This is a genomic window from Acidovorax sp., assembly GCF_034519795.1.
Taxonomy (GTDB): domain Bacteria; phylum Pseudomonadota; class Gammaproteobacteria; order Burkholderiales; family Burkholderiaceae_C; genus Acidovorax.
On sequence record NZ_JAXHOB010000007.1, the window covers coordinates 402,723 to 423,161 of the forward strand.

Sequence of the window (20,439 nt, forward strand, 5' to 3'; positions counted from 1 at the left end):
TGACGGCCCATGGTCACAAACCGTTACCTTGCCGTGTCCATTCCGTGACCGGATCGTCACCCACAAAATCTGTGGATAACTTTGTGGGCAACCGGGTCGTCCAGGCCCGCAAAGTGGCTTGGCGCCGTGCTTGCAACAGATTGATGAAAAATTGCGCAGTGAAAAATCCTTATAAATCAATGACTTGTACGTGCTTGCTTGGCGTTCGGGGCGAGAATGCTTCTCAGGCGCTGTGGGGCTCTGCATCGCCGCTTCTGTGGAAGACTCGGCTTGTCAATGGGGCGCCAATGGCCGCCGGTGCTCATGTTTGAACGCGCAAACCCCATGGTGGCGCCCCGCGTGTGGGAAGTTGGCGCGCTGTGCCGCGCCATTGCTGATGCGCTGGAGGCGCGCTTCAATCCTGTCGCGGTGCGCGGCGAGATCACCGGCTTCTCGCGCGCATCCAGCGGGCATTGTTATTTCTCGGTGAAGGACGCCCAGGGCCAGTTGCGTTGCGCCATGTTCCGCCGTGCCGCCAGCCTGCTTGACTTTTCGCCGCGCGATGGTGAATTGGTGGAGGTGCGCGGCAAGCTTGGCGTGTACGAGGCCCGCGGCGATCTGCAGTTCATTGTGGAAAGCATGCAGCGCGCGGGGCAGGGCGCGCTGTTCGAGCAGTTCCTGCGGCTGAAGGCCCAGCTCGAAGCCGAAGGCCTGTTCGATGCGGCCCGCAAGCGGCCCCTGCCCGTGCAGCCGCGCGGCATCGGCCTGGTCACCTCGCTGGGTGCTGCCGCACTGCACGACGTGGTAACGGCCTTGCGCCGCCGGGCGCCGCACATTCCCGTGGTGCTGGCCCCGGCGCAGGTGCAGGGCGCAGCCGCACCGCAGTCCATCGTCTCGGCATTGAACCGGCTCTACCGGCTGGCAGAGCAGGGCCCTTCGGCCAGCCAGCCGGCCATCGACACCATCCTGCTGGTGCGCGGCGGCGGCTCCATCGAGGACCTGTGGGCCTTCAACGACGAGCACCTGGCCCGCACCATCGTGCAAAGCCCGGTGCCGCTGGTCAGCGGCGTGGGGCACGAAACCGATTTCACCATCGCCGACTTTTGCGCCGACCTGCGCGCACCCACGCCCACGGCGGCCGCTGAATTGGTGGCCCAGCCGCGCGAGCTGTGGCTCGGGGCCCTGGAGCTCATCGAGGGCCGCATCGCCGATGGCCTGCAGCGGCAACTGGACGCCCGCCACCAGCGCCTGGACCAGGCCGCAGCCCGCCTGGGCCGCCCCTCGGGCCTGGTGGCGCGCGAACAGATGCAGATGGCACGCATGGCCCAGCGCATGCGCCACGCCGTGCTGCTGCGCCTGCAGCGCATGGAGCAGGCCCAGCAGGCGGCAGCAGCCGCCTTGCCGGTGCAGGTGCAGCGCCGCATCGACGGCCTGCGCGACCGGGTGGACCGCGCCGCGCTGCGCCTGGAGCTGCTCGACCCGCGCCTGGTGCTGCAGCGCGGCTATGCACTGCTTGCCGATGCGGACGGCCACGCAGTCACCAGCGTGCGCCAGGTGCATCCGGGCGATGCGCTGCGCGCCACGCTGGCCGATGGCGTGGTCGACGTCACCGCTGCGGCCCAGGCGCGTTTGCTGTAGGACAATTGCTGCATTGTCATGGACCGCGACGAATCGTTGCACCCTTCTCTGCACAGGTCACACGATCTTCCTACAATGCCCGTTCAGCCGCAGGAACGCCGCGTGAACCCCATAGCGCAGCGGGCCCACCAGAATTCAAACCACCACGAGGAAAACACCATGGAACATACCCTTCCCCCGCTGCCCTACGCCATCGACGCCCTGGCCCCGAACTACAGCCAGGAAACGCTGGAGTACCACCACGGCAAGCACCACAATGCCTACGTGGTGAACCTCAACAACCTGCAAAAGGGCACCGAATTCGAGACGATGACCCTTGAGGAAATCATCAAGAAGTCCAGCGGTGGCATCTACAACAACGCCGCCCAGATCTGGAACCACACCTTCTTCTGGAACTGCATGGCACCCGCCGGCGGCGGCGAGCCATCGGGCGCGCTGGCTGCAGCCATCACCGCCAAGTGGGGCAGCTACGCCGCCTTCAAGGAAGCCTTCGTCAAGAGCGCCGTGGGCAACTTCGGTTCGGGCTGGACCTGGCTCGTGAAGAAGGCCGACGGCAGCGTCGACATCGTGAACACCGGCGCCGCCGGCACGCCCCTGACCACCGCCGACAAGGCCCTGCTGACGGTGGACGTGTGGGAGCACGCCTACTACATCGACTACCGCAACATGCGCCCCAAGTTCGTCGAGACCTTCCTGGACAAGCTGGTCAACTGGAAGTTCGCCGAAGCCAACTTCGCCTGATTGCCTGGGTGCAATCCCTCTGCCCGTTCAGCGGGCAGAAAAGAAAAACGGCCCGCGGGCCGTTTTTTCATGGGCGCAGGCGACTCACTTCTTCGCGAAGGGGGCGCCGCCGAGCTTGAAGCCGGCCTTGATGCCCTTCTTGGCGAACCAGCCCTGGTTCATCTCCAGCACGAAGCGCACGGGCTTCTTGGAGCAATGCGAATCCAGGGTCTGCGGCTTCATGTCCTCCAGGTTGACGATGGTGCCGTCGTCCGCCACGAAGGCGGCGGTCAGGGGCAGCAGCGTGTTCTTCATCCAGAAGCATTGCTGGCTGGGCTGCTCGAAGACGAACAGCATGCCCTCGTGCTGGGGCATTTCGGGCCGGTTCATCAGGCCGATCTGGCGCTCCAGCGGCGCCAGCGCCACCTGGGCGTCGATGCGGTGCATGCCCGCAGAGAGCTCCACGCGCTGCAGGTTCAACTGGGGGCCTTCCTGGGCGCGGGCGGTGGGGGCCAGGGCCGCGAGCGACGCTGCCAGCAAGGCAACCAGAAGGAGGGGGCGGCGAAATGGGGCGGTGGAAGTGGCAGGGCTCAGGCTGGGCATGGAGAGGGCTCTTTCGGTGGGAAAGACAACGGGCACCAGAAACAAAACCGCCCGCAGCTGCGGGCGATTTTGAAGCAAACCGGAAAGGGTGGGTCAAAGACCCGCACAAACCCCCAGCTGCATCCACCTGCAACGATAGCAGCCAGCATACGGTTGACAGGGCTTTCCGGCATTTTTTTGTCTATAGAATCTTTGCGGTTGGCGGCACTTCGCCGTGCCTGCCCTCTTGTGTTCAGATATCCAACGGAGACCACTGCCCATGACCAGCTACCAGCACATCAAGGTGCCTGCCCAAGGGCAGAAAATCACCGTCAATGCCGACATGTCCCTGAACGTGCCGGACGAGCCGATCATCCCCTTCATCGAAGGCGATGGCACCGGCCTGGACATCACGCCGGTCATGATCAAGGTGGTCGATGCCGCCGTGGCCAAGGCCTATGGCGGCAAGAAGAAGATCCAGTGGATGGAGGTCTATGCCGGCGAGAAATCCACCAAGGTCTACGGCCCCGACGTGTGGCTGCCCGAGGAGACGCTGGCTGTGCTGCGTGAGTACGTGGTCTCCATCAAGGGTCCCCTCACCACGCCCGTGGGCGGCGGCATCCGCTCGCTCAACGTGGCCCTGCGCCAGGAACTGGACCTGTACGTCTGCCTGCGCCCCGTGCAGTACTTCAAGGGCGTGCCTTCGCCCCTGAAAGAGCCCGAGAAGACCAACATGGTCATCTTCCGCGAGAACTCTGAAGATATCTACGCCGGCATCGAGTTCGAAGCCGAATCCGACAAGGCCAAGAAGCTCATCAAGTTCCTGCAGGAGGAGATGGGCGTCAAGAAGATCCGCTTCCCCAACACCTCGGGCCTGGGCGTCAAGCCCGTCTCGCGCGAGGGCACCGAGCGCCTGGTGCGCAAGGCCATCCAGTACGCCATCGACAACGACAAGCCCAGCGTGACCATCGTGCACAAGGGCAACATCATGAAGTTCACCGAAGGCGGGTTCCGCGACTGGGCCTATGCCCTGGCGCAGAAGGAATTCGGTGCCGAGCTGATCGACGGCGGCCCCTGGTGCAAGTTCAAGAACCCCAAGACGGGCAAGGACATCACCATCAAGGACAGCATCGCCGATGCCTTCCTGCAGCAGATTCTGCTGCGCCCCGCGGAGTACTCGGTGGTGGCCACGCTCAACCTCAATGGCGACTACATCTCCGACGCGCTGGCTGCGCAGGTCGGCGGCATCGGCATTGCGCCCGGAGCCAACATGTCCGACTCGGTGGCCTGCTTCGAAGCCACCCACGGCACGGCCCCCAAGTACGCCGGCAAGGACTACGTGAACCCCGGCTCCGAAATCCTCTCGGCCGAGATGATGCTGCGCCACATGGGCTGGGTAGCGGCCGCCGACCTGATCATCAGCTCACTCGAAAAGTCGATTGCGTCGAAGAAGGTCACGTACGACTTCGCGCGCCTGATGGACGGGGCCACGCAAGTGAGCTGCTCGGGCTTTGGACAGGTGATGATCGACCACATGTGATCGCGTTTTCCTGAGTTCCTTGGGCACCCGCAAACCAGGCCCGCTCCTATGGAGACGGGCCTTTTTTCTGCCCGTTGAATGCCTGGCCGTTGCCGGTGGTCTGCGCCATTTGGGTGCTTTTTGACACCCGGTCACCGGTGATAGATTCAGGCGATCACCTGAGGAGATCTTGTCGTGCCGTTGCTGAACCTTGCCTGTGCCAATTGCTCCGCTCCGCTGGAATTGGGGGCTGATCTGGAGCGCTTTACTTGCGCTTACTGCGGCATTGCGCAGATCGTGGAGCGTTCAGGCGGTGTGGTTTCCACCCGCAAGCTGGAGGTGGCGATCAGCGCTGTGCAGCGGGGTACTGACCGAACGGCTGCGGAGTTGGCCATGCCCCGATTGGCGCGTGAGCTGGAGGATGTGCGGGAGCGGCGGGCGCAGGTGATTCAGCAGCTCGAAAGCCGGTTGGAGCAATCCAAGACCGACCGGCGCACCATTGCCATCATTGCCGTGGTGTGCGTCGCCATCCTCTGGGCGATTTTTTGGGGCCCGATCTTGGATACTGCGTGGCAGTTGGTGTGTTTCTTCGGCGTGGTGATCGGCACCTTGGTACTGGTCTACAAGAGGTACAGGCTGCCGAAGTTCGACCTGGCGCAGGAGACGAAAACCCTGGATGAGCAGATCGACAAGATCGAAGCGCACATCCAGGCGAACCGGCGCATTCTGGACACGCTGCCGGTCTGAGCGTTTTTGCTGGCAACGCCGATGTCGCCACCGAGGCGGCGGCTCACGCGTTGGGTGAACAGGTGGCTCTGGGTGCCAAACGGGGCTGTGTGCCGTCCCGTGCGGCGAGTAGGCCAGCCTGTGCAGCTTATTCCGCGCTGGCAGCGCCCAGCGTGGCCAGGGCTTCGGCGTCCAGCGCGAGCTGGCTGGCCTTCACCAGGTCCTGCAACTGCGCCAGCGAGGTGGCGCTGGCGATCGGTGCCGTGATGCCCGGCTGTACGATCTGCCAGGCCACTGCGACCTGGCCCGGCGTGGCGCCCAGGCGCGCGGCCACGGTGTCCAGTGCGGCCAGGATGCGCAGGCCGCGTTCGTTGAGGTATTTGGCCGTGGTGTTCTTGCCGCGCGCGCTCTTGGCAGCATCGGCCTCGGTGCGGTACTTGCCTGTCAGAAAGCCGGCGGCCAGTGCGTAGAAGTTGATCACGCCCACGCCTTGTTCCATGCACAGCGGCTGCAGCTCCTTTTCGAACACGGCGCGGTCGTACAGGTTGAACAGCGGCTGCAGGCTTTCGTAGCGGGCCAGGCCCAGGCGTTCGCTGGTGGCAAGGGACTCTGCCAGGCGCGCCGCCGTGAAGTTGGAGGCGCCGATGGCGCGCACCTTGCCGGCCTTGATGAGGTCGCTGTAGGCGCCCAGCGTGTCGGCCAGGGGCACCGTGGCGTCGTCGTCGTGCGACTGGTAGAGGTCGATGTGGTCGGTCTGCAGGCGCGTGAGCGAGGCGTCCACCGCCTGGCGGATGTACTCGGGGCGCAGGCCCACCTTGCCATCGCCCATGTCCTTGCCCACCTTGGTGGCCAGCACGATGCGGTTGCGCTTGCCGGTCTGCCTGAGCCAGCGGCCGATCACCGATTCGGACTCGCCGCCCGTGTGGCCCGGTGCCCAGCGCGAATACACGTCGGCGGTATCGACGAAGTTGAAGCCGGCATCCACCCAGGCATCGAGCAGCCTGAACGAGGTGGCCTCATCGGCCGTCCAGCCGAAGACGTTGCCACCGAAGCACAGGGGGGAGACTTGCAGGCCCGAGCGGCCGAGGGGTCGGAGATTCATGGAGCGGGGTTCCTTCGCTGGAATGTGTAGGCGGCTCGTGCCCGGGTGTGCTGGGTTCGGTTGCCGGTAGCCGCATTGTTGCCGTGATTGGGCAGCGGCGCAGATGCGGTGTCCCAAACCCCTGTATCGGCCGTGGCGCTGCCCGGCGACCCCGCGCAGGGCATCATTCGGACAGGGCGCCTGGCGCGCGCAGGTGCGCGGCAATCAGCGCCCTCAATCGCAAGGGCCGTACGGGCTTGCGGATGGTCGGGTAGGGAAGGGGGGCATCGCTCAGGCGCTCCAGGTCCTCGCCGGTGATCAGGGCCGCCAGCTTCAGCCCGGGGTAGGTGGCGCTGGCGTGCCGCAGCAGTTCCACGCCATCGAGCTCGCCGGGGAGCCGCCAGTCGCACAGCACCGCGTCGAAGGTCTGCGACCGCATGGCCTCCAGGGCCTGCGGGGCCGTGCCCGCAGCGCAGACGTCAAGCCCCCAGCGGGTCAGCAGTTCGGCCAGCGAGTCGCGTACCAGCGGGTGGTCTTCCACCACCAGAATCCGGCCCGCGAGATCGGCCAGCCGCGCATGGCCCGGCTCGGCCTGGGCTTGCTCGCCAGGGTCTGGCAGGGGGGGAAGGCGCGGCAGTTCCAGCGAAAAGCCCGAGCCGCGCCCGGGCCTGGAGCGCAGGTGCACCCCATGCCCCAGCAGTGCTGCCAGGCGGCGCACCGTGGCCAGACCCAGGCCGGTGCCCTGGGTGGCGTCGCGCTCGGGGTTGTTCAGTTGCACGAATTCCTCGAACACCGCCTCGAAGGAGTCGGGGGCGATTCCGATCCCGGTGTCCACCACGCAGATCCGGAGCCCTTGTGCATGGGGACGGGCGGCCAGCAGCACCCCGCCGGACTGCGTGTAGCGCACCGCATTGCTCAGCAGATTGGACAGGATGCGTTCCAGCAGTGCCGGGTCGCTGCGGGTCCAGACATTGCCGGCATGGATCCGCAGCCGCAGGCCCTTGCCCTGGGCAGAGGCTTCGTACATGTTGGCCAGCCGGCGCAGCAAGGTGGGGACATGCACGGCCTGCAGGTGGGGCGTCACTTGCCCGGCGTCCACGCGGGAGATGTCCATCACCACGCCGAGCAGCCGGTCCAGCGACTCCATGCACTGCCCCATGCGCGCCAGCGCATCGGGGTTGTACCCCCCGGAGGTGAGTACCGAAAGGTACAGGTCCATGGCCTGCAGGGGCTGGCGCAGGTCGTGGCTGGCCGCCGCGAAGAAGCGCGATTTGGCGGCGTTGGCCTCGTGCAGGGCCTGGGCCTTCACGCGCAGCTCGTCCACCAGCACACTGTTCTCATGGCGCAATTCGATCATGCGCCGCAGCGTGCTGGCATGCTGGCGCCCGTAGTAGAGAAGATAGGCCAGCAGCAGCAGCATGCCGGCGCCGAGAAAGCGGCTGTCGCTGTCAGGTTCTAGCATGGCCCGCAGGGAGAAGGGCGCGATGAGGATGGGCAGGAAGATCCACATGGTGCGCGGGTGGTGGGCGTGCGCACCAATGCTGCCCGCAGCGGTTCCGCCCAGCACCAGCGCCCAGTAGATGGGTTGCAGGGGGTGGTCGGGGTCGAAGAACCAGACGGCCGAAAGGCCCCAGTACAGCGCAATGACCGCCGCGTCGCGTTCGAAGCGGGCGGCCTTGGCGCTCGGCGTGGCGGGCGGCCTGTGCCAGCGCATGCCCTTGGCGGCGGCATTGAAAAGCAGCCGCCAAGTCTGGGCCAGTGCCAGGCCTGCCATCCAGCCCGCCAGCAGCCATGCACTGTGCCACGGGTGCATCGCCCACACCAGCAAGCCGCCCGCCACGAGGTTGGTGATGATGGAGCCCCTGAGCGCGCGGGGCAGGCTGCCCATGCTGTCGGCAAAAACGCGCGCGCTGGGCGCACGCGGGGCGGGGGGCGAGGGCTCAGTCGGGGTCACTTGTTGCTGCCTTGGCCATCATCACCGCCTGCAGGCGATTGGAGGCTCCCATCTTCTCGAAGATGGCATCCAGGTGGTTCTTGACGGTGGCCGGCGAGATGCCCAGGTTTTGGGCGATCTCCTTGTTGCTGGCACCCGTGGCCAGCAGGCGCAGCACGGCCGCCTGCCGCGCCGTCAGCCCGAAATCGTTCATGCGGTGGCCGCCGCCGGCGCTGGCATCTGCCATGTGGAAGACGGTTTCACCCATGGCGAGGCTGTACAGTGCCTCCAGCAGCGCATCGATTTCCAGCGCCTTGGGCAGGTACGCGACCAGCCCCGCTTCGCGCACCCGCAGCGGCAGGCTGGCGTCGTCCAGTCCCGACATGAGACCGAAACCCACATGGGCGTACTGGCGCTGCAATTGCTGGGCGCAGCGCAGCCCGTCGACACCAGGCAAGCGGTAGTCCAGCAGCACCAGGTCAAAGGTCTCCTGGTCGCTGTCCAGGCACTGCCGGGCTTCTTCGGCGCTCGACACGGCTTTCACCCGCAGCCCGGGGGCCCGCACCTGCAGCGCCATGGCCAGGGCATCCCGGAACAGGGGGTGGTCGTCCACCAGCATCAGGCCAAAGTCGTCAAGTGCGGTCACGGATGGATGCCCATTGAGTGGTCGCCAGCATAGCGCAACCCGGTGGATGGCCGGGTAGGCCGATCGGCCTATGGGCTTTGCGCGCCGGGGCGTGACTTTGTTCACGGCATTAGCCCTATCGGCCTATGGACGCCAGGGGGGCTTGAAACGGACACTTTGCCTGCATTGAACAGCAGCCTGCCGCTCACCAGCCATGAAAGCCCTCATGAAACTGAAACCCATGTTTGCCATCGACCCGCGTTCGGTCGGCCCATGCCCCTCGGTGGTGGCGCGGCCGCCGGCACCCCGGATGTCCTCGCCCTGCAAGCTCCTGGCCTGCCTGCTGCTCATTCCACTGGCCGGGTGCGGTGAAGCGATGGCCAATGCGACGGGGACAGCGAAGGTGCCGCCAGGCGGGGCGACGGCGAACCATGAGCGCCTGCAGGGCACCATCGAGCTCGACGCCGGCAACGGCTTGGCCGTGCTGCGCTCCATGGCCACCACGTTCGACCCCCAGCTGGGCAAGCAGGTCGCTGCGCGGCTGGAGAGCGGACAAGGGCAGCGCCAGATCGAACGCGCCAACCAGCGCGTGCAGGCCGCCACAGGTGGCAAGGGCCCGGACATGGCCGGCCAGGTGCAGGCCATCGCCGACAGCTATGCCGGCAAGACCGTGTACACCTCGGACATCCGGCATGTGGCCATCGTCGGCCAATACACCGTTTCTCTGGATGCCAAGCTGCCGCAGGGCGCCAGGGCCGTGCTGTCCTTGCGGCTGCATGAGAAGGATTTCAGCCTGAAGTCGGCGACCCTGTCGTACTACCCGGATGCTGCGGACATGTTCAGTGCCTTCGCATCGGCCAAGTCAGGCCCGGATGCGGTGAGCGTCCGCATCGACAGCTTCGAGCGCATCAACGACACCACCTTTGCCATGCAGGGAAGCTTCCAGGCATCGCATCTCAAGCCGGCGGCGCTGGCCAAGAAGCTCCAGGGCCGCTCGCTGGATCGGGTGCAGGGGCGGTTTTCCTTCGCGGAGATTCCCCTCAAGCCGGGGCTTTGAATGTCCACTTTCTTCCATTCTTCAATGACAGGAGCGATGACCATGATGCGATCACAACCCAGGCGCCTGGCGGCGCTGGCCCTCGGCATGACCCTGGCAGCAGCCGCGCAGGCGCAGCTGTCGGTGCCGGCGTCCAACCGCAGTGCCGTCGGCCAGTGGCTGGAAGCCACGTTTCCGGCGCTCTTTCCACCGGGCACCGGGCAAGATGGGGTTTCTCCACCCTACACCTACCGCTTCTATCCGGCGGTGGGCAATGCCTTCGGCTTCAATGAGGGGCGCTTTCTCGTCGCCAGCCTGGCGCAGACCGGGGGGCAGATCGTCGACCTGACGGACAGCATCTGCCAGTTCAACGCGGCCCTGTGCCAGGCGGCCCCCGTGAACCCGCCGTCATCGGGCGCTGCGTCGGATTGCTTCAACCCGGTGCTCCTGCAGCAGGGAACGACCTTCCGCTGGGACTGGCAATCCAGCGACGGTGTCGTGCAGTTCAGCACCGAGGGGCGCGTCAACGGCCCGGCCAGTTTTGCGGGGCAGACGGGCGTGATAGAAACCGAGCGCACGGTCTCGGTCGGCACTGCGGGGGCGCCTGGGTTCACCTCGCGCGTGCGCGACTACGAGAGCGTGGAGAACACGCCGCGAGGCCCCGTGCTGTTGCGCTATGGCAGCATCACGCTCATGGATGCGCCGCTGGCTGGGACCCGAACCACGATCGTGAACACCCCGGTGAACCGGATCCTCGATTTTTCGCTGGCCGTCAATGAAAGCTACACCTTGAACGAGGTGCGGCAAACCACCATGGAAATACCTGGATTGCCAGCCCAGACGAACACCTTCAACGAAGCGCAGACCTTCACCTACCGGGGCCAGGAAAGCGTGACCGTGCCAGCCGGTACCTACATGGCCTGCAAGTTCGAATGGACGAACGGCGGGCGCCAGTCGGCGGGATGGACGGCCAAGGGCAGCGGATTGCCCCTGGTGATCACCGGCGACGATGGCGAGGGCAATCCGATCACGCTGTACATCAAGTCGAGCTCGCACATCAACGGTCAACCCATATAGCCCAGGGCACCGAGCAGCGCGCCAGCGCCCAGCATCCACAGCAGGTGCAGGCGCGTCTTCCACACCAGCAGCATGGTCACCACGGTGGCCAGCCACAGCGGCCAGGCGGTGGCCAGGCCGCCGTGGGCCTGGGCCAGCACCCAGGTGGTAGCCAGCAGCAGGCCGATCACCACCGGCACCATGCCTTGCTTGAAGGCGCGCACGCCGCGCCGTTCGCGGTTGCGGTGACCCCAGCGCGTGGCCAGCCAGGTCAAGAGGCTGCTGGGCAGCATCACGCCCACCATGCACACGGCCATGCCCAGGGCGCCCAGCGCCCAGCCCGGCAGGCCCGCGCCGCCGGCGTTCAGCCCCACGTTCCAGCCCAGCAGGGCGATGAAGAGCACATTCGGCCCCGGGGCCGCCTGGGCGATGGCGATGGAGGCGTTGAACTGCGGGTCGGCCAGCCAGGCCTGCTTTTCCACCAGGAAGCGGTGCATGTCGGGCGCGGTGGCGATGGCACCGCCCACGGCCAGCAGCGACAGCGACAGGTAGTACAGAAACAGCTGCAGCCAGTCGGCCCAGCCCAGGCTGATGGTGGCGCCGGTCATGGGGCAAGCTTTCGCCAGGTGAGCAGGCAGGCCGCGCCACCCAGGATGGGCAGTGTCCACGCCAGCGGCCAGCGCAGCACGGCCATGGCCACCACCGTGAGCACCGTGACCACCGCGCACACCACGGGCCCGAGCGGGTGGGTGCGCAGCGTGGCCGAGAGCTTGAGGCCCGTGCCCGCGATCAGCCCTGCCGCCACGGCGCCCATGCCGCGCAGGGCGCCGGCCACGGCCGGGTGGCTGGCGAACTGGGCATACACCACGGCCAGCGACAGCACCAGCATGAGCGGAAACAGCAGCATGCCGGCCAGCGCCGCCAGCGCGCCGCGCCAGCCGAAGTACCGGTCGCCGATGGTGATCGAGAGGTTGACCACGTTCGGGCCCGGCATGATCTGGGCCACGGCCCATTCCTCGACGAACTCCTCGTTCGTCATCCAGCGCTTGCGCTCCACCAGCTCGCGCTGCACCACGGCCAGCACCCCGCCAAAGCCCTGCAGCGCCAGCCAGGTGAAGGACCAGAACAGGTCGGTGCAGTTGCGTGGGGCGGGGCGCGGCTCTGCCGGTACGGGTTGGATGGGGGAGGGTGGAGTGGCAGGGGCCATGGGAGCAGCGGGAGCGGCGGGAGCAGGGTCGGTGCACCAGCGCAGCGCACCCCGCGATGTTAAACGCCCCACAGATGGGTATGCTGGCGCCTTCCCGCATCCTGAACCATTCCCGACATGAAACTCATCCGTTACGGACAACCCGGTGCCGAGCGCCCCGGCCTGCTCGACAGCGAGGGCGTGCTGCGCGACCTGTCCATGTTGCTGCCTGACCTGGGCCCGGCCCAGCTCAGCCCGCGCACGCTGGCGGCCCTGGCCGCCATCGACGCCACCCGCCTGCCGGCCGTGGAAGGCGCGCCGCGGCTGGGCTGCCCCGTGGGCGGCGTGGGCAAGATCGTCTGTGTGGGCCTGAACTACGCCGACCATGCGGCCGAGGCCGGCATGCAGGCACCGGCCGAGCCAGTGCTGTTCATGAAGGCTGTTACCTCGCTGAGCGGCCCGAACGACGAGTTGCGCATTCCGCCCGGTTCGCAGAAGACCGACTGGGAGGTGGAGCTGGGCATGGTCATCGGCACCCGCGCCAGCCATGTGGACGAGGCAACTGCGCTGCAGCATGTGGCGGGCTTTGTGCTGGCCAACGACGTGTCCGAGCGCTCCTGGCAGATCGAGCGCGGCGGCCAGTGGGTCAAGGGCAAGAGCCATGACAGCTTCGCGCCCATCGGCCCCTGGCTGGTGACGCCCGACGAGGTGGCCGATCCGCATGCGCTGGACCTGTGGCTGGAGGTGAACGGCCAGCGCGTGCAGAACGGCAACACGCGCAACTTCATCTTCGGCCTGCCCAAGGTCATTGCGTGCATCAGCCAGTTCATGACACTGGAGCCCGGCGACATCGTGCTCACCGGCACCCCCGCCGGCGTGGGCCTGGGCCAGAAGCCCGCGCCCTGGTTCCTCAAGCCCGGCGATGTGGTGCGCCTGGGCGCGACGGGGCTGGGCGAGCAGCGGCAGGTCTGCGCGGGCGGCTGAGGCGATTAGAACCTGTTCAAGGTCTTTTCGGCTGCAAAAAGATCTTGAACAGGTTCTTAGGGGAGTAGGGCGGGCACAACGCGCAGGGTTCATGCGCTTGCCGCAGGCGAAGCCGGGCGTGGATACTCTGGCCTGTGCCGTCCGCCCCCTCCCTCCATGCCTCGACCATGCTCACCCGGCTGCGCCAGCGCTTTGGCCGCCGCGCGCTGTATGCCGTGCTGTGCCTCATGCTCTGCGCGCTGGCGCTGTTCGAGGTGACCACCTGGCACAAGCTCGACGCCATCGACAACCGGGTCGGGGATGCGCTGCTGCGCTGGCATGCGGCCAGCCGCGCGCCGCCGGACGACGTGGTGCTGATCGACATTGACCAGCCCTCGCTGATGGACCCGCAGATGTTCGACATCGCGGGCAAGTGGGTCTGGCCGCGCGTGATCCATGCCGAACTGATCAATGCGCTGGTGGCCCAGCAGCCGCGCGCCATCGTGCTGGACCTCTTCCTGTCGCAGCCCGACCGCTTTCGCCCCGAAAACGATGCGGAACTGGCCAAGGCGCTGGCTTTCGAGCGCGCCTTTGTTCCCATGCTCCTCATGGATGGGGCGGAGCAGAAGGCGCCCCTGTCCATGGCGCCGCCGGTCATGGGCATACGGGCGCTGGAGCATGCCGACCCGAAGGCCAGCTACGGCATCGAGGCGCCGTTGGCCCTGCCGCCCGACGCCTGGCGCACGGGGTACATCAACTTCATCAAGGACCGCGATGGCATCGGCCGCCATACCGAATTGGGCCGCGAGGTCGATGGCTGGTGGATACCGCACATGATCGGCCGGGTGGCCGACGCGCTGCAACTGCCCAAACCCAAGCAGCCTGGTTTTCGGCTGAACTGGTACGGCACGGAGTTCACGCGCATTCCCTATGCCAAGGCCTATCTGGCGACCCAGATGGAGGGCGGCAAACTGCCTTTCGACGCCCGTGGCAAGATCATCGTGATCGGCGCCACGGCCAGCGGGATTTTCGACTTCGTTCCCACGCCGTTCGACGCCACGACCCCCGGCCCCTTTGTTTTGGCCACTGGAATAGCCAACCTGCAGAACAACGACTGGTTGCGCGAGGCCCCGGTTTGGGCAAATCCTGCCCTGGTGCTGGTATTGATCTGCGCTCTTGCGGTGGCCTTTGTTGTCCGCATGTCACCCATCTGGGTGATCACGGGCTATGCCACGCTGGCGGCTGCGGCCATTGGGGGCAGCCTGCTGGCGTTGCAACTGGCCCATGTCTACTGGATGCCGGTGTCCACCCTGGTGCTGGGGGCCGTGGCGTTGCTGGCCTTCGGGCTGCTGTCCTCGCGCCTGGAGATGGGGCAGCGGCGCCACGTGCAGGCCATGTTCTCGCGCTTCGTGGACCCGCGCATCGTGCAGGATCTTTCCGAGGCGGCCCAGGTGGCCGAGGCCGAGGTCTCGGCCAGCCGTGAGATCACGCTGCTGTTCTCGGACATCCGGGGCTTCACCAGCCTGTCGGAGCACCGCAAGCCCGAGGAGATCGTGAATATTCTCAACCGCTACTTCGAGATGCAGGTGGAGGTGATCTTTCGCTACCAGGGCACACTGGACAAATTCATCGGCGATGCCATCATGGCCTTCTGGGGGGCGCCCATCGCCCAGCCCAACCATGCCGTGCTGGCGGTGGAGGCGGCGCTGGGCATGGCCGATGCCCTGCAGCGCTTTGCCGACGACATGGCGCGCGAAGACCCCACCGCCAAATTCGACATCGGCATCGGCGTGCACACGGGTTCGGCCGTGGTCGGATTCCTGGGCACTTCACGCCGGCTGGACTACACCGCAATCGGCGATGCCGTCAACCTGTGCAGCCGCATCGAAGGTTGTACAAAAGGGATAGCCCGGGTTTTGGTTTCCGAGTCGACAAGGGCACAATGTGGGGAAACATTTGTTTTCATTGACCGTGGCGATTTCGAGGTAAAGGGCCGCGACCAGGCGGTGCGGCTTTTCGAGCCGCAGCGCCGTTCGTCAGTGGGGGAATCGGCACCCGCCGCATCCCCGGTTTTGACATAGAGAGAGGAGAAGGAAAGTGAACACATCATTCGTAGGCCTTTTGAAAGGCCTCCTGATTGCGTTGCTGCTGGGGCTGGGCCTCGGTGCGCACGCCCAACAGCTGGAAGTCACCACCCCCACCGAGCTGCGCGCCTCGCCGGCCACGAATGGCAAGGTGGTGACGAGGCTGGTCAAGGGCAGCAAGCTCGAACAGCTCGAAGCGCAGGTCGGCTGGATCAAGGTGAAGTTCGGTGAGTTGGAGGGCTGGGTGCGTTTGAACTTCGTGAAACGCATGCAAGCTGCCGCGCCATCCGCTGCGCCGTCCAGTCCAGGCACCAGCCTGGCAGGCTTGTTCTCCCCACGCAGCAATGCGCCTACTGCCTCCACCGGCACCAAGGGACTCACCAAGGAACAGATCGCCAACGCCCAGCCGAATCCGGCTGAAATGGAACAACTCGAGAAGTACGCCATCAACATGGGCCAGGCCGAGCAGTTTGCGCGCAGCGGCAAGGTTGTGGCGCAGAAGATTGACGCTTACACCGGAGCAGAAAAATGAAACTCCAACGCTTGAAGGCCGCCGCACTGGTGCTGGCTGCGGTCGTATTGCTGACCGGTTGTGAAACCATGCCCCAGGCTGGCGGCTCCGGAGGCTTGAATGTTCTGTCGTCCGCGCTGGGCGGTGGCTCCGGCGGCGGTTCGCGTGCGGGCGGCGTCATGGACGTGATCCAGGGCGCTTCCGCTGCATTCAAGGACTATTCGCCAGAAGAGCAGCGTGCCATGGGCAATGACTTCGCGTCAGTGCTCCTGGGTGCACGCCCTTTGCTGAAAGACGCGGCCGTGCAGCGCTACGTGAACCAGGTGGGCTGGTGGGTCGCCGCGCAGGCTGAAAAGCCCAAGGACAAGGACGGCAAGGACATCCAGTTTGCCTGGCGCTTTGGCGTGATCGACTCCGATGCCGTGAACGCCTACGCCACACCCGGCGGCTTCGTGTTCGTCACCGTGGGCCTGATGCGCCAGCTCAAGTCCGAGTCGGAACTGGCCGGTGTGCTGGGCCACGAGATCGCCCACGTGACGCGCGGCCACTACCTGGCTGCCATCAAGAAGGGCGGCTTTGCCCAGGCCGCTGGCGGCGTGGTGCAGGCCCGCTCGGGCAATGCCATGGTGAGCTCCGCCATGGTGGGTCTGGTGCGCAATCTGTACACCAAGGGCCTGGACCAATCCGACGAGTTCGATGCCGATCGCCAGGGCGTGCTCTACGCCGCCCGGGCCGGCTACGCCCCCATCGGCCTGCCCACGGTGCTGAACATGTATGCGGCCACGGGCTCTGGTTCCAACCAGGCGTATGAAGTGCTGTTCTCGACCCATCCGGCCCCCAAGGACCGCCTGGAGAAACTGCAGCCCTTCATGTCCAGCAAGTTTGGCTCGGCCGCAAACGTGAGCAACGAAGCCCGCTACGAGGCCATCAAGCGCCAGCTGCGTTGACGATCTCCAGGGTGGCCATGCCGCCCTTGGAAAAAGCCCCGGCCTCGGATCCCGAGGCCGGGGCTTTTTGTTTCTGGCACAGGCGGGTCAGCCCATCTTGCCCTTGAACCGGTTTTCAGCATCGCGCCAACCCGCCTGCTCTGGCGTCTTGACCTGGAAGGCCTTGATGTCGGCCTGGCTCCCGAATTTCACCTTGAAGATCTTGAAGCTGGCCTGGGTGGCGTAGTCGACGAAGTACCAGGTGGCGTCCCCGTGGGCCTGCGGCTCATAGGCGGCCTCGTACCAGCACAGGTCGGCCTGGCTCTCGTGCGCCACTTCGCAGACGGTCGCATCGGCCTGGTGTTCGTACTTGGTGACCAGAATCTTCGCCATGGGAGTTCCTCTTCGTGCACTGGGGACGGGGCCAAAGGTCGCGCAGGCGGCAATGCCTTGTGTCGCCAGTGCAAGGTTATCCAAAAAACCGTGAAAAATTCCACGGAACCGACAGGCGTCACATCTGGACACCTTGTCGGTGGATTTCCGTCTTTTTCAGCGCACCGAAGTGGCTACTCCACCTGCGCCGTCTCCACGAAGATCAGCTCGCACGCGTTGGCGCCCGAATCCGAGCGGGTGAGCGAGCTGGTCCAGCGCCAGCCGCCGGGGTGGGTGACTTCCACCAACTGGCCGGTGATGCGGATGAAGTGGCCCTTGCGCGCCTTTTTCAGCGCCCGCTCGACGGCCGCGTTGGCCGGGATCAGGTGCATGTTGGCCGATGACTCGATGATCTCCTGCAGGGGGATCGGCGGCTGGCTGGACCAGGAATAGCGGTACCAGCGCCCGCCCTGGGTGATGTTCAAGGGTTCGTACACGGCCGGCTCGGCCATGCGCCGCCAGCCCAGGGCCAGGTCCACGGGGGACAGATCGGCTTCGCGTCCAAAGGAGTATTCCTCGCGCCCCAGCACCCGGGCGCGTATGGCGAACTGGGCCAGCGGCTTGACCTGGTAGCCCTGCAAGGCAAAGGGGGCGGCGCTGGTGGATGTCTGCTGCGGCACGTCGGCAAACACCTGCTGCGTGGCCGACTGGCCCTGCAGCCGCTTGTCCACCCGGCCCACGCGCAGCTTCTCGACGGCGAAAAAGCCGATGAGCAGGATGATCGCCAGCACGACAACGGTCTTGAGTCTCATGGAAATTTCTTGCGGCGGCCAATGCGGGAGGGTTGCGGAAATAAATGTAACGCGGGGCTGCGCATTTTGCGCAATTGGCTGACAGGGCGTGCGTGCCTGCCCCTGCACACTGCAGCCATCGCTCGCCACGGAACCCACTGCCATGCCATCTGCCTTCTCTTTGACATCGCGCCCCTGGCCGGCGCTGCTCGCCGGCACGGTGCTGGCGGCCAGCCTGGCCGCCTGCGGCGACACCGCCATCCTCTCGCCCGAGCAGGGCATGGGCAAGTCGCCCACCTTGCCGGCGCCCAACCAATCGCTGATTCCCACGCTGCACATCGCCCCCGCCAAAGGCTGGCCCGAGGGCACCATGCCCACCACCAGCGTGGCGGGCCTGTCGGTCACGCCGCTGGCCACCGGGCTCGACCATCCGCGCTGGGTGCTGGTGCTGCCCAATGGCGACGTGCTGGTGGCCGAAAGCCAGGCCCCGCCCAAGGGCGAGGGCGCGCCGTCGGGCGGCGTGTTCGGCGCCATCCGGGGCTGGGTCATGAAGACGGTGATGGGCAAGGCCGGCTCGGGCAAACGCCCCTCGGCCAACCGCATCACGCTGCTGCGCGACGCCGATGGCGACGGCAAGGCCGAAACCAGGAACGTGTTCCTGCAGAACCTGAACTCGCCGTTCGGCATGGCCCTGGTGGGCAATGAGCTGTATGTGGCCAATGCCGATGCGGTCGTGCGCTTTCCGTATGAAGCCGGGCAGACCAGCATCACCGCCGCAGGCACCAAGCTGGTGGATCTGCCCGGCGGCCCCATCAACCACCACTGGACCAAGAACCTGATTGCCAACGCCGACGGCAGCAAGCTCTACGTCACCGTGGGCTCCAACAGCAACGTCGGCGAGAACGGCATGCAGGCCGAAGAGGGCCGTGCCGCCATCTGGGAGGTGGACCGCGCCAGCGGCTCCCACCGCATCTTCGCCAGCGGCCTGCGCAACCCCAACGGCCTGGGCTGGGCCCCCGGCACGGGCGCGCTGTGGACGGTGGTCAACGAGCGCGACGAAATCGGCAGCGACCTGGTGCCCGACTACCTCACCTCGGTGAAGGATGGCGCCTTCTACGGTTGGCCCTACAGCTACTACGGCCAGCATGTGGACGAACGCGTGCAGCCGCCGCGGCCCGACCTGGTGGCCAAGGCCGTGGTGCCCGACTATGCCCTGGGCTCGCACGTCGCGCCGCTGGGCCTGGCGTTCGCACAAGGGCCGGCCCTGGCACCGCAACTGGCCAGCGGTGCCTTCGTGGGCGAGCATGGCTCGTGGAACCGCAAGCCGCGCAGCGGCTACAAGGTGGTGTTCGTGCCCTTTGCCGAAGGCCAGCCATCAGGCCTGCCCATCGACGTGCTCACCGGCTTCGTGAGCCCCGACGGCGATGCCTACGGTCGCCCGGTGGGCGTGGCCATGGATGCACGCGGGGGCTTGCTGGTGGCCGATGACGTGGGCAACGCCATCTGGCGCGTGGGGCCCGCCACGCCCAGGTAGCACGGCATTCAGCGCATGCCCACCGCTTGCAGGGCCTTCTGCAGCGTGATCCGGAAGACGGTGTGCTGGTAGGGGTCGGCAATGACCACCGCGTGGGTGGCCTGGCCATCGCTGAGCGTGAAACCGTTGGTGTACGCGCTGATGTTCACCAGCGCGTCGAGCGCCAGGGCAAAGGACTTGTGGTCGCCCGCGAAGATGACGCGCTCGTCGGTCACTACCAGTTCCCCGGTAGCGACGATGAGGGCCTCGTTCACTGCCATGCTGGTGGCATTGCTGCGGTGGTTGGTGCCCACGCCAAACAGTTGCGGGTGGCTGGTGCCCGTGGTCTCGGTTTCGTAGCCCACGGTGCGGACTTCCCGCAGCCCGGCCTCGACCGCAGCATAGGCGACTTCCCCTGGCCTCACCAAGGCCTGGCGCGGAACCATGGGCGTCAGCGGCTGTTCCTGCAGCCGCACCAGGGCTTGTCGCTCGCGGGCTTTTCGGATCTTGATGCCGCGCGCACTCACCACCAGAAAGAAGCCCAGGGCACCCGCGATACCCCAACAGGCGGCCACGCCGATCACGGCCTGCAAGAGCGTGGCACCTGGGGGAATCTCCCCCTGCAGCCACAGCCGGAACCAGTTGAACGGCACCAGTGCAAGGATCGCCACGATGACCCACGAAACCATTCTGCCGATGCCCATTGCACTCCCTCGCTCCGTTGTTGCTGGTCAAGGCACGAAGTCTAGCGGCGCGCGCTGGGGCCCTGGATTGATCAGGCCTGCACTGAATCGACCAGCTCGGTGGGAAATTCGCCGGGCATCACCACCTCCAGCATCTCCACATCTTCGCTGTGCCCCAGTTCCCGGTGGCGTATGCCGGGTGGCTGGTACACGCAGGAGCCGGCTTCGAGCCGCACCGCGCCCTGTCCCTCGTACTCGAACTCGATCCAGCCCTTGAGGATGTAGACGAGCTGGAAGCTCGTGCGGTGCAGGTGCGGCTGGCTGGAGAACTCGGCCCCGCCCGCCGCACGGATCACGTGGGCCACCACGCGCCCTTCGGTCGCGCTTTTGATGCCCAGGTCGCGGTACTCGAAGAACGAGCGCAGCCCGCGCTCGAAGGTGGCGTTGGCGGCGTGTGTGGCCACGAAGGTGGAGGCTGGGTTGGCTGGGGCGGTGGTGTTGTCCATGGTGGGGTG

Annotated in this window: 21 protein-coding genes; 11 read left to right on the plus strand and 10 right to left on the minus strand. The window is 66.2% G+C overall.

What is annotated here, in order from left to right:
- Positions 1–303 precede the first annotated feature (303 nt).
- Entirely contained in the window at positions 304–1,617 is a 1,314-nt protein-coding gene (gene xseA, locus U5N23_RS08175; RefSeq protein WP_322592303.1) for an exodeoxyribonuclease VII large subunit, read from the plus strand.
- A 159-nt stretch (positions 1,618–1,776) separates the two neighbouring features.
- Positions 1,777–2,358 (plus strand): superoxide dismutase, encoded by a 582-nt coding sequence (locus tag U5N23_RS08180; protein ID WP_322592304.1) that lies wholly within the window; start codon positions 1,777–1,779, stop codon positions 2,356–2,358.
- An 84-nt stretch (positions 2,359–2,442) separates the two neighbouring features.
- Here U5N23_RS08180 and U5N23_RS08185 read toward each other — a convergent pair whose 3' ends face one another.
- Positions 2,443–2,940, minus strand: coding sequence for a DUF192 domain-containing protein (locus U5N23_RS08185; protein WP_322592305.1), 498 nt, complete (start codon positions 2,938–2,940; stop codon positions 2,443–2,445).
- Positions 2,941–3,199: 259 nt separating this feature from the next.
- Here U5N23_RS08185 and icd point away from each other — a divergent pair, with 259 nt between their 5' ends.
- Both icd and U5N23_RS08195 read left to right on the plus strand, forming a co-directional pair.
- Positions 3,200–4,459, plus strand: a complete 1,260-nt coding sequence (icd, locus tag U5N23_RS08190; RefSeq protein WP_322592306.1) for an NADP-dependent isocitrate dehydrogenase — start codon at positions 3,200–3,202, stop codon at positions 4,457–4,459.
- A gap of 174 nt (positions 4,460–4,633) precedes the next feature.
- On the plus strand, positions 4,634–5,185 hold the full coding sequence (locus U5N23_RS08195) for a hypothetical protein (protein ID WP_322592307.1): 552 nt from the start codon (positions 4,634–4,636) through the stop codon (positions 5,183–5,185).
- 127 nt (positions 5,186–5,312) lie between these two features.
- Here the strand turns inward: U5N23_RS08195 and U5N23_RS08200 are convergent, their stop codons facing one another.
- From U5N23_RS08200 to U5N23_RS08210, 3 genes are all read right to left on the minus strand, one after another.
- Complete coding sequence (locus tag U5N23_RS08200; RefSeq protein WP_322592308.1) at positions 5,313–6,266, minus strand: aldo/keto reductase; 954 nt, start codon at positions 6,264–6,266, stop codon at positions 5,313–5,315.
- A gap of 163 nt (positions 6,267–6,429) precedes the next feature.
- A complete protein-coding gene (locus U5N23_RS08205) occupies positions 6,430–8,199 on the minus strand; it encodes a hybrid sensor histidine kinase/response regulator (protein WP_322592309.1) in 1,770 nt (589 codons plus the stop codon).
- Positions 8,186–8,824, minus strand: coding sequence for a response regulator transcription factor (locus U5N23_RS08210; protein WP_322592310.1), 639 nt, complete (start codon positions 8,822–8,824; stop codon positions 8,186–8,188). Before U5N23_RS08210 ends, U5N23_RS08205 begins: the two co-directional genes overlap by 14 nt.
- Positions 8,825–9,029: 205 nt before the next feature.
- On the opposite strand from U5N23_RS08210, the gene U5N23_RS08215 reads away from it, so the two are divergent.
- Together U5N23_RS08215 and U5N23_RS08220 are read left to right on the plus strand one after the other, a co-directional pair.
- A complete protein-coding gene (locus U5N23_RS08215; RefSeq protein WP_322592311.1) occupies positions 9,030–9,860 on the plus strand; it encodes a hypothetical protein in 831 nt (276 codons plus the stop codon).
- Between the two features lie 42 nt (positions 9,861–9,902).
- Positions 9,903–10,916, plus strand: coding sequence for a hypothetical protein (locus U5N23_RS08220; protein ID WP_322592312.1), 1,014 nt, complete (start codon positions 9,903–9,905; stop codon positions 10,914–10,916).
- Here the strand turns inward: U5N23_RS08220 and U5N23_RS08225 are convergent.
- Together U5N23_RS08225 and U5N23_RS08230 are read right to left on the minus strand one after the other, a co-directional pair.
- Positions 10,904–11,503 carry a chromate transporter gene (locus U5N23_RS08225; protein ID WP_322592313.1) on the minus strand — a complete coding sequence of 200 codons (600 nt, stop codon included), beginning with the start codon at positions 11,501–11,503 and terminating at the stop codon, positions 10,904–10,906. The two genes, U5N23_RS08220 and U5N23_RS08225, sit on opposite strands and share 13 nt — an antisense overlap.
- A complete protein-coding gene (locus U5N23_RS08230; RefSeq protein WP_322592314.1) occupies positions 11,500–12,102 on the minus strand; it encodes a chromate transporter in 603 nt (200 codons plus the stop codon). Before U5N23_RS08230 ends, U5N23_RS08225 begins: the two co-directional genes overlap by 4 nt.
- A gap of 117 nt (positions 12,103–12,219) precedes the next feature.
- Between U5N23_RS08230 and U5N23_RS08235 the strand changes: the two genes are divergently transcribed.
- The 4 genes from U5N23_RS08235 (at position 12,220) to U5N23_RS08250 (ending at position 16,586) form a co-directional block, all read left to right on the plus strand.
- Positions 12,220–13,065 carry a fumarylacetoacetate hydrolase family protein gene (locus U5N23_RS08235; protein WP_322592315.1) on the plus strand — a complete coding sequence of 282 codons (846 nt, stop codon included), beginning with the start codon at positions 12,220–12,222 and terminating at the stop codon, positions 13,063–13,065.
- Between the two features lie 167 nt (positions 13,066–13,232).
- Positions 13,233–15,125: a CHASE2 domain-containing protein gene (locus tag U5N23_RS08240; RefSeq protein WP_322592316.1), complete on the plus strand. Its 1,893-nt coding sequence runs from the start codon at positions 13,233–13,235 to the stop codon at positions 15,123–15,125.
- Between the two features lie 16 nt (positions 15,126–15,141).
- Complete coding sequence (locus U5N23_RS08245) at positions 15,142–15,660, plus strand: SH3 domain-containing protein (RefSeq protein WP_322592317.1); 519 nt, start codon at positions 15,142–15,144, stop codon at positions 15,658–15,660.
- A complete protein-coding gene (locus U5N23_RS08250) occupies positions 15,657–16,586 on the plus strand; it encodes a M48 family metalloprotease (protein WP_322592318.1) in 930 nt (309 codons plus the stop codon). The genes U5N23_RS08245 and U5N23_RS08250 overlap by 4 nt, the downstream gene beginning before the upstream one ends.
- Before the next feature lie 87 nt (positions 16,587–16,673).
- Here the strand turns inward: U5N23_RS08250 and U5N23_RS08255 are convergent, their stop codons facing one another.
- Both U5N23_RS08255 and U5N23_RS08260 read right to left on the minus strand, forming a co-directional pair.
- Entirely contained in the window at positions 16,674–16,958 is a 285-nt protein-coding gene (locus U5N23_RS08255; protein ID WP_322592319.1) for a DUF6150 family protein, read from the minus strand.
- A gap of 173 nt (positions 16,959–17,131) precedes the next feature.
- Positions 17,132–17,749, minus strand: coding sequence for a hypothetical protein (locus U5N23_RS08260; protein ID WP_322592320.1), 618 nt, complete (start codon positions 17,747–17,749; stop codon positions 17,132–17,134).
- Positions 17,750–17,891: 142 nt separating this feature from the next.
- Between U5N23_RS08260 and U5N23_RS08265 the strand changes: the two genes are divergently transcribed.
- Positions 17,892–19,262 (plus strand): sorbosone dehydrogenase family protein, encoded by a 1,371-nt coding sequence (locus U5N23_RS08265; protein ID WP_322592321.1) that lies wholly within the window; start codon positions 17,892–17,894, stop codon positions 19,260–19,262.
- Between the two features lie 8 nt (positions 19,263–19,270).
- Here the strand turns inward: U5N23_RS08265 and U5N23_RS08270 are convergent, their stop codons facing one another.
- Both U5N23_RS08270 and U5N23_RS08275 read right to left on the minus strand, forming a co-directional pair.
- Positions 19,271–19,945 (minus strand): hypothetical protein, encoded by a 675-nt coding sequence (locus tag U5N23_RS08270; protein WP_322592322.1) that lies wholly within the window; start codon positions 19,943–19,945, stop codon positions 19,271–19,273.
- A 71-nt stretch (positions 19,946–20,016) separates the two neighbouring features.
- Positions 20,017–20,430, minus strand: coding sequence for a cupin domain-containing protein (locus U5N23_RS08275; protein ID WP_322592323.1), 414 nt, complete (start codon positions 20,428–20,430; stop codon positions 20,017–20,019).
- Between the last annotated feature and the right edge of the window lie 9 nt (positions 20,431–20,439).

What these genes read in the sequence shown, in the direction of transcription:
- xseA (WP_322592303.1), top strand. Translation starts at nt 304, where the DNA reads ATGTTTGAACGCGCAAACCCCATGGTGGCGCCCCGCGTGTGGGAAGTT.
- U5N23_RS08180 (WP_322592304.1), top strand. Translation starts at nt 1,777, where the DNA reads ATGGAACATACCCTTCCCCCGCTGCCCTACGCCATCGACGCCCTGGCC.
- U5N23_RS08185 (WP_322592305.1), bottom strand. Translation starts at nt 2,940, where the DNA reads ATGCCCAGCCTGAGCCCTGCCACTTCCACCGCCCCATTTCGCCGCCCC.
- icd (WP_322592306.1), top strand. Translation starts at nt 3,200, where the DNA reads ATGACCAGCTACCAGCACATCAAGGTGCCTGCCCAAGGGCAGAAAATC.
- U5N23_RS08200 (WP_322592308.1), bottom strand. Translation starts at nt 6,266, where the DNA reads ATGAATCTCCGACCCCTCGGCCGCTCGGGCCTGCAAGTCTCCCCCCTG.
- U5N23_RS08215 (WP_322592311.1), top strand. Translation starts at nt 9,030, where the DNA reads ATGAAACTGAAACCCATGTTTGCCATCGACCCGCGTTCGGTCGGCCCA.
- U5N23_RS08220 (WP_322592312.1), top strand. Translation starts at nt 9,903, where the DNA reads ATGATGCGATCACAACCCAGGCGCCTGGCGGCGCTGGCCCTCGGCATG.
- U5N23_RS08225 (WP_322592313.1), bottom strand. Translation starts at nt 11,503, where the DNA reads ATGACCGGCGCCACCATCAGCCTGGGCTGGGCCGACTGGCTGCAGCTG.
- U5N23_RS08230 (WP_322592314.1), bottom strand. Translation starts at nt 12,102, where the DNA reads ATGGCCCCTGCCACTCCACCCTCCCCCATCCAACCCGTACCGGCAGAG.
- U5N23_RS08235 (WP_322592315.1), top strand. Translation starts at nt 12,220, where the DNA reads ATGAAACTCATCCGTTACGGACAACCCGGTGCCGAGCGCCCCGGCCTG.
- U5N23_RS08240 (WP_322592316.1), top strand. Translation starts at nt 13,233, where the DNA reads ATGCTCACCCGGCTGCGCCAGCGCTTTGGCCGCCGCGCGCTGTATGCC.
- U5N23_RS08250 (WP_322592318.1), top strand. Translation starts at nt 15,657, where the DNA reads ATGAAACTCCAACGCTTGAAGGCCGCCGCACTGGTGCTGGCTGCGGTC.
- U5N23_RS08255 (WP_322592319.1), bottom strand. Translation starts at nt 16,958, where the DNA reads ATGGCGAAGATTCTGGTCACCAAGTACGAACACCAGGCCGATGCGACC.
- U5N23_RS08260 (WP_322592320.1), bottom strand. Translation starts at nt 17,749, where the DNA reads ATGAGACTCAAGACCGTTGTCGTGCTGGCGATCATCCTGCTCATCGGC.
- U5N23_RS08265 (WP_322592321.1), top strand. Translation starts at nt 17,892, where the DNA reads ATGCCATCTGCCTTCTCTTTGACATCGCGCCCCTGGCCGGCGCTGCTC.
- U5N23_RS08270 (WP_322592322.1), bottom strand. Translation starts at nt 19,945, where the DNA reads ATGGGCATCGGCAGAATGGTTTCGTGGGTCATCGTGGCGATCCTTGCA.
- U5N23_RS08275 (WP_322592323.1), bottom strand. Translation starts at nt 20,430, where the DNA reads ATGGACAACACCACCGCCCCAGCCAACCCAGCCTCCACCTTCGTGGCC.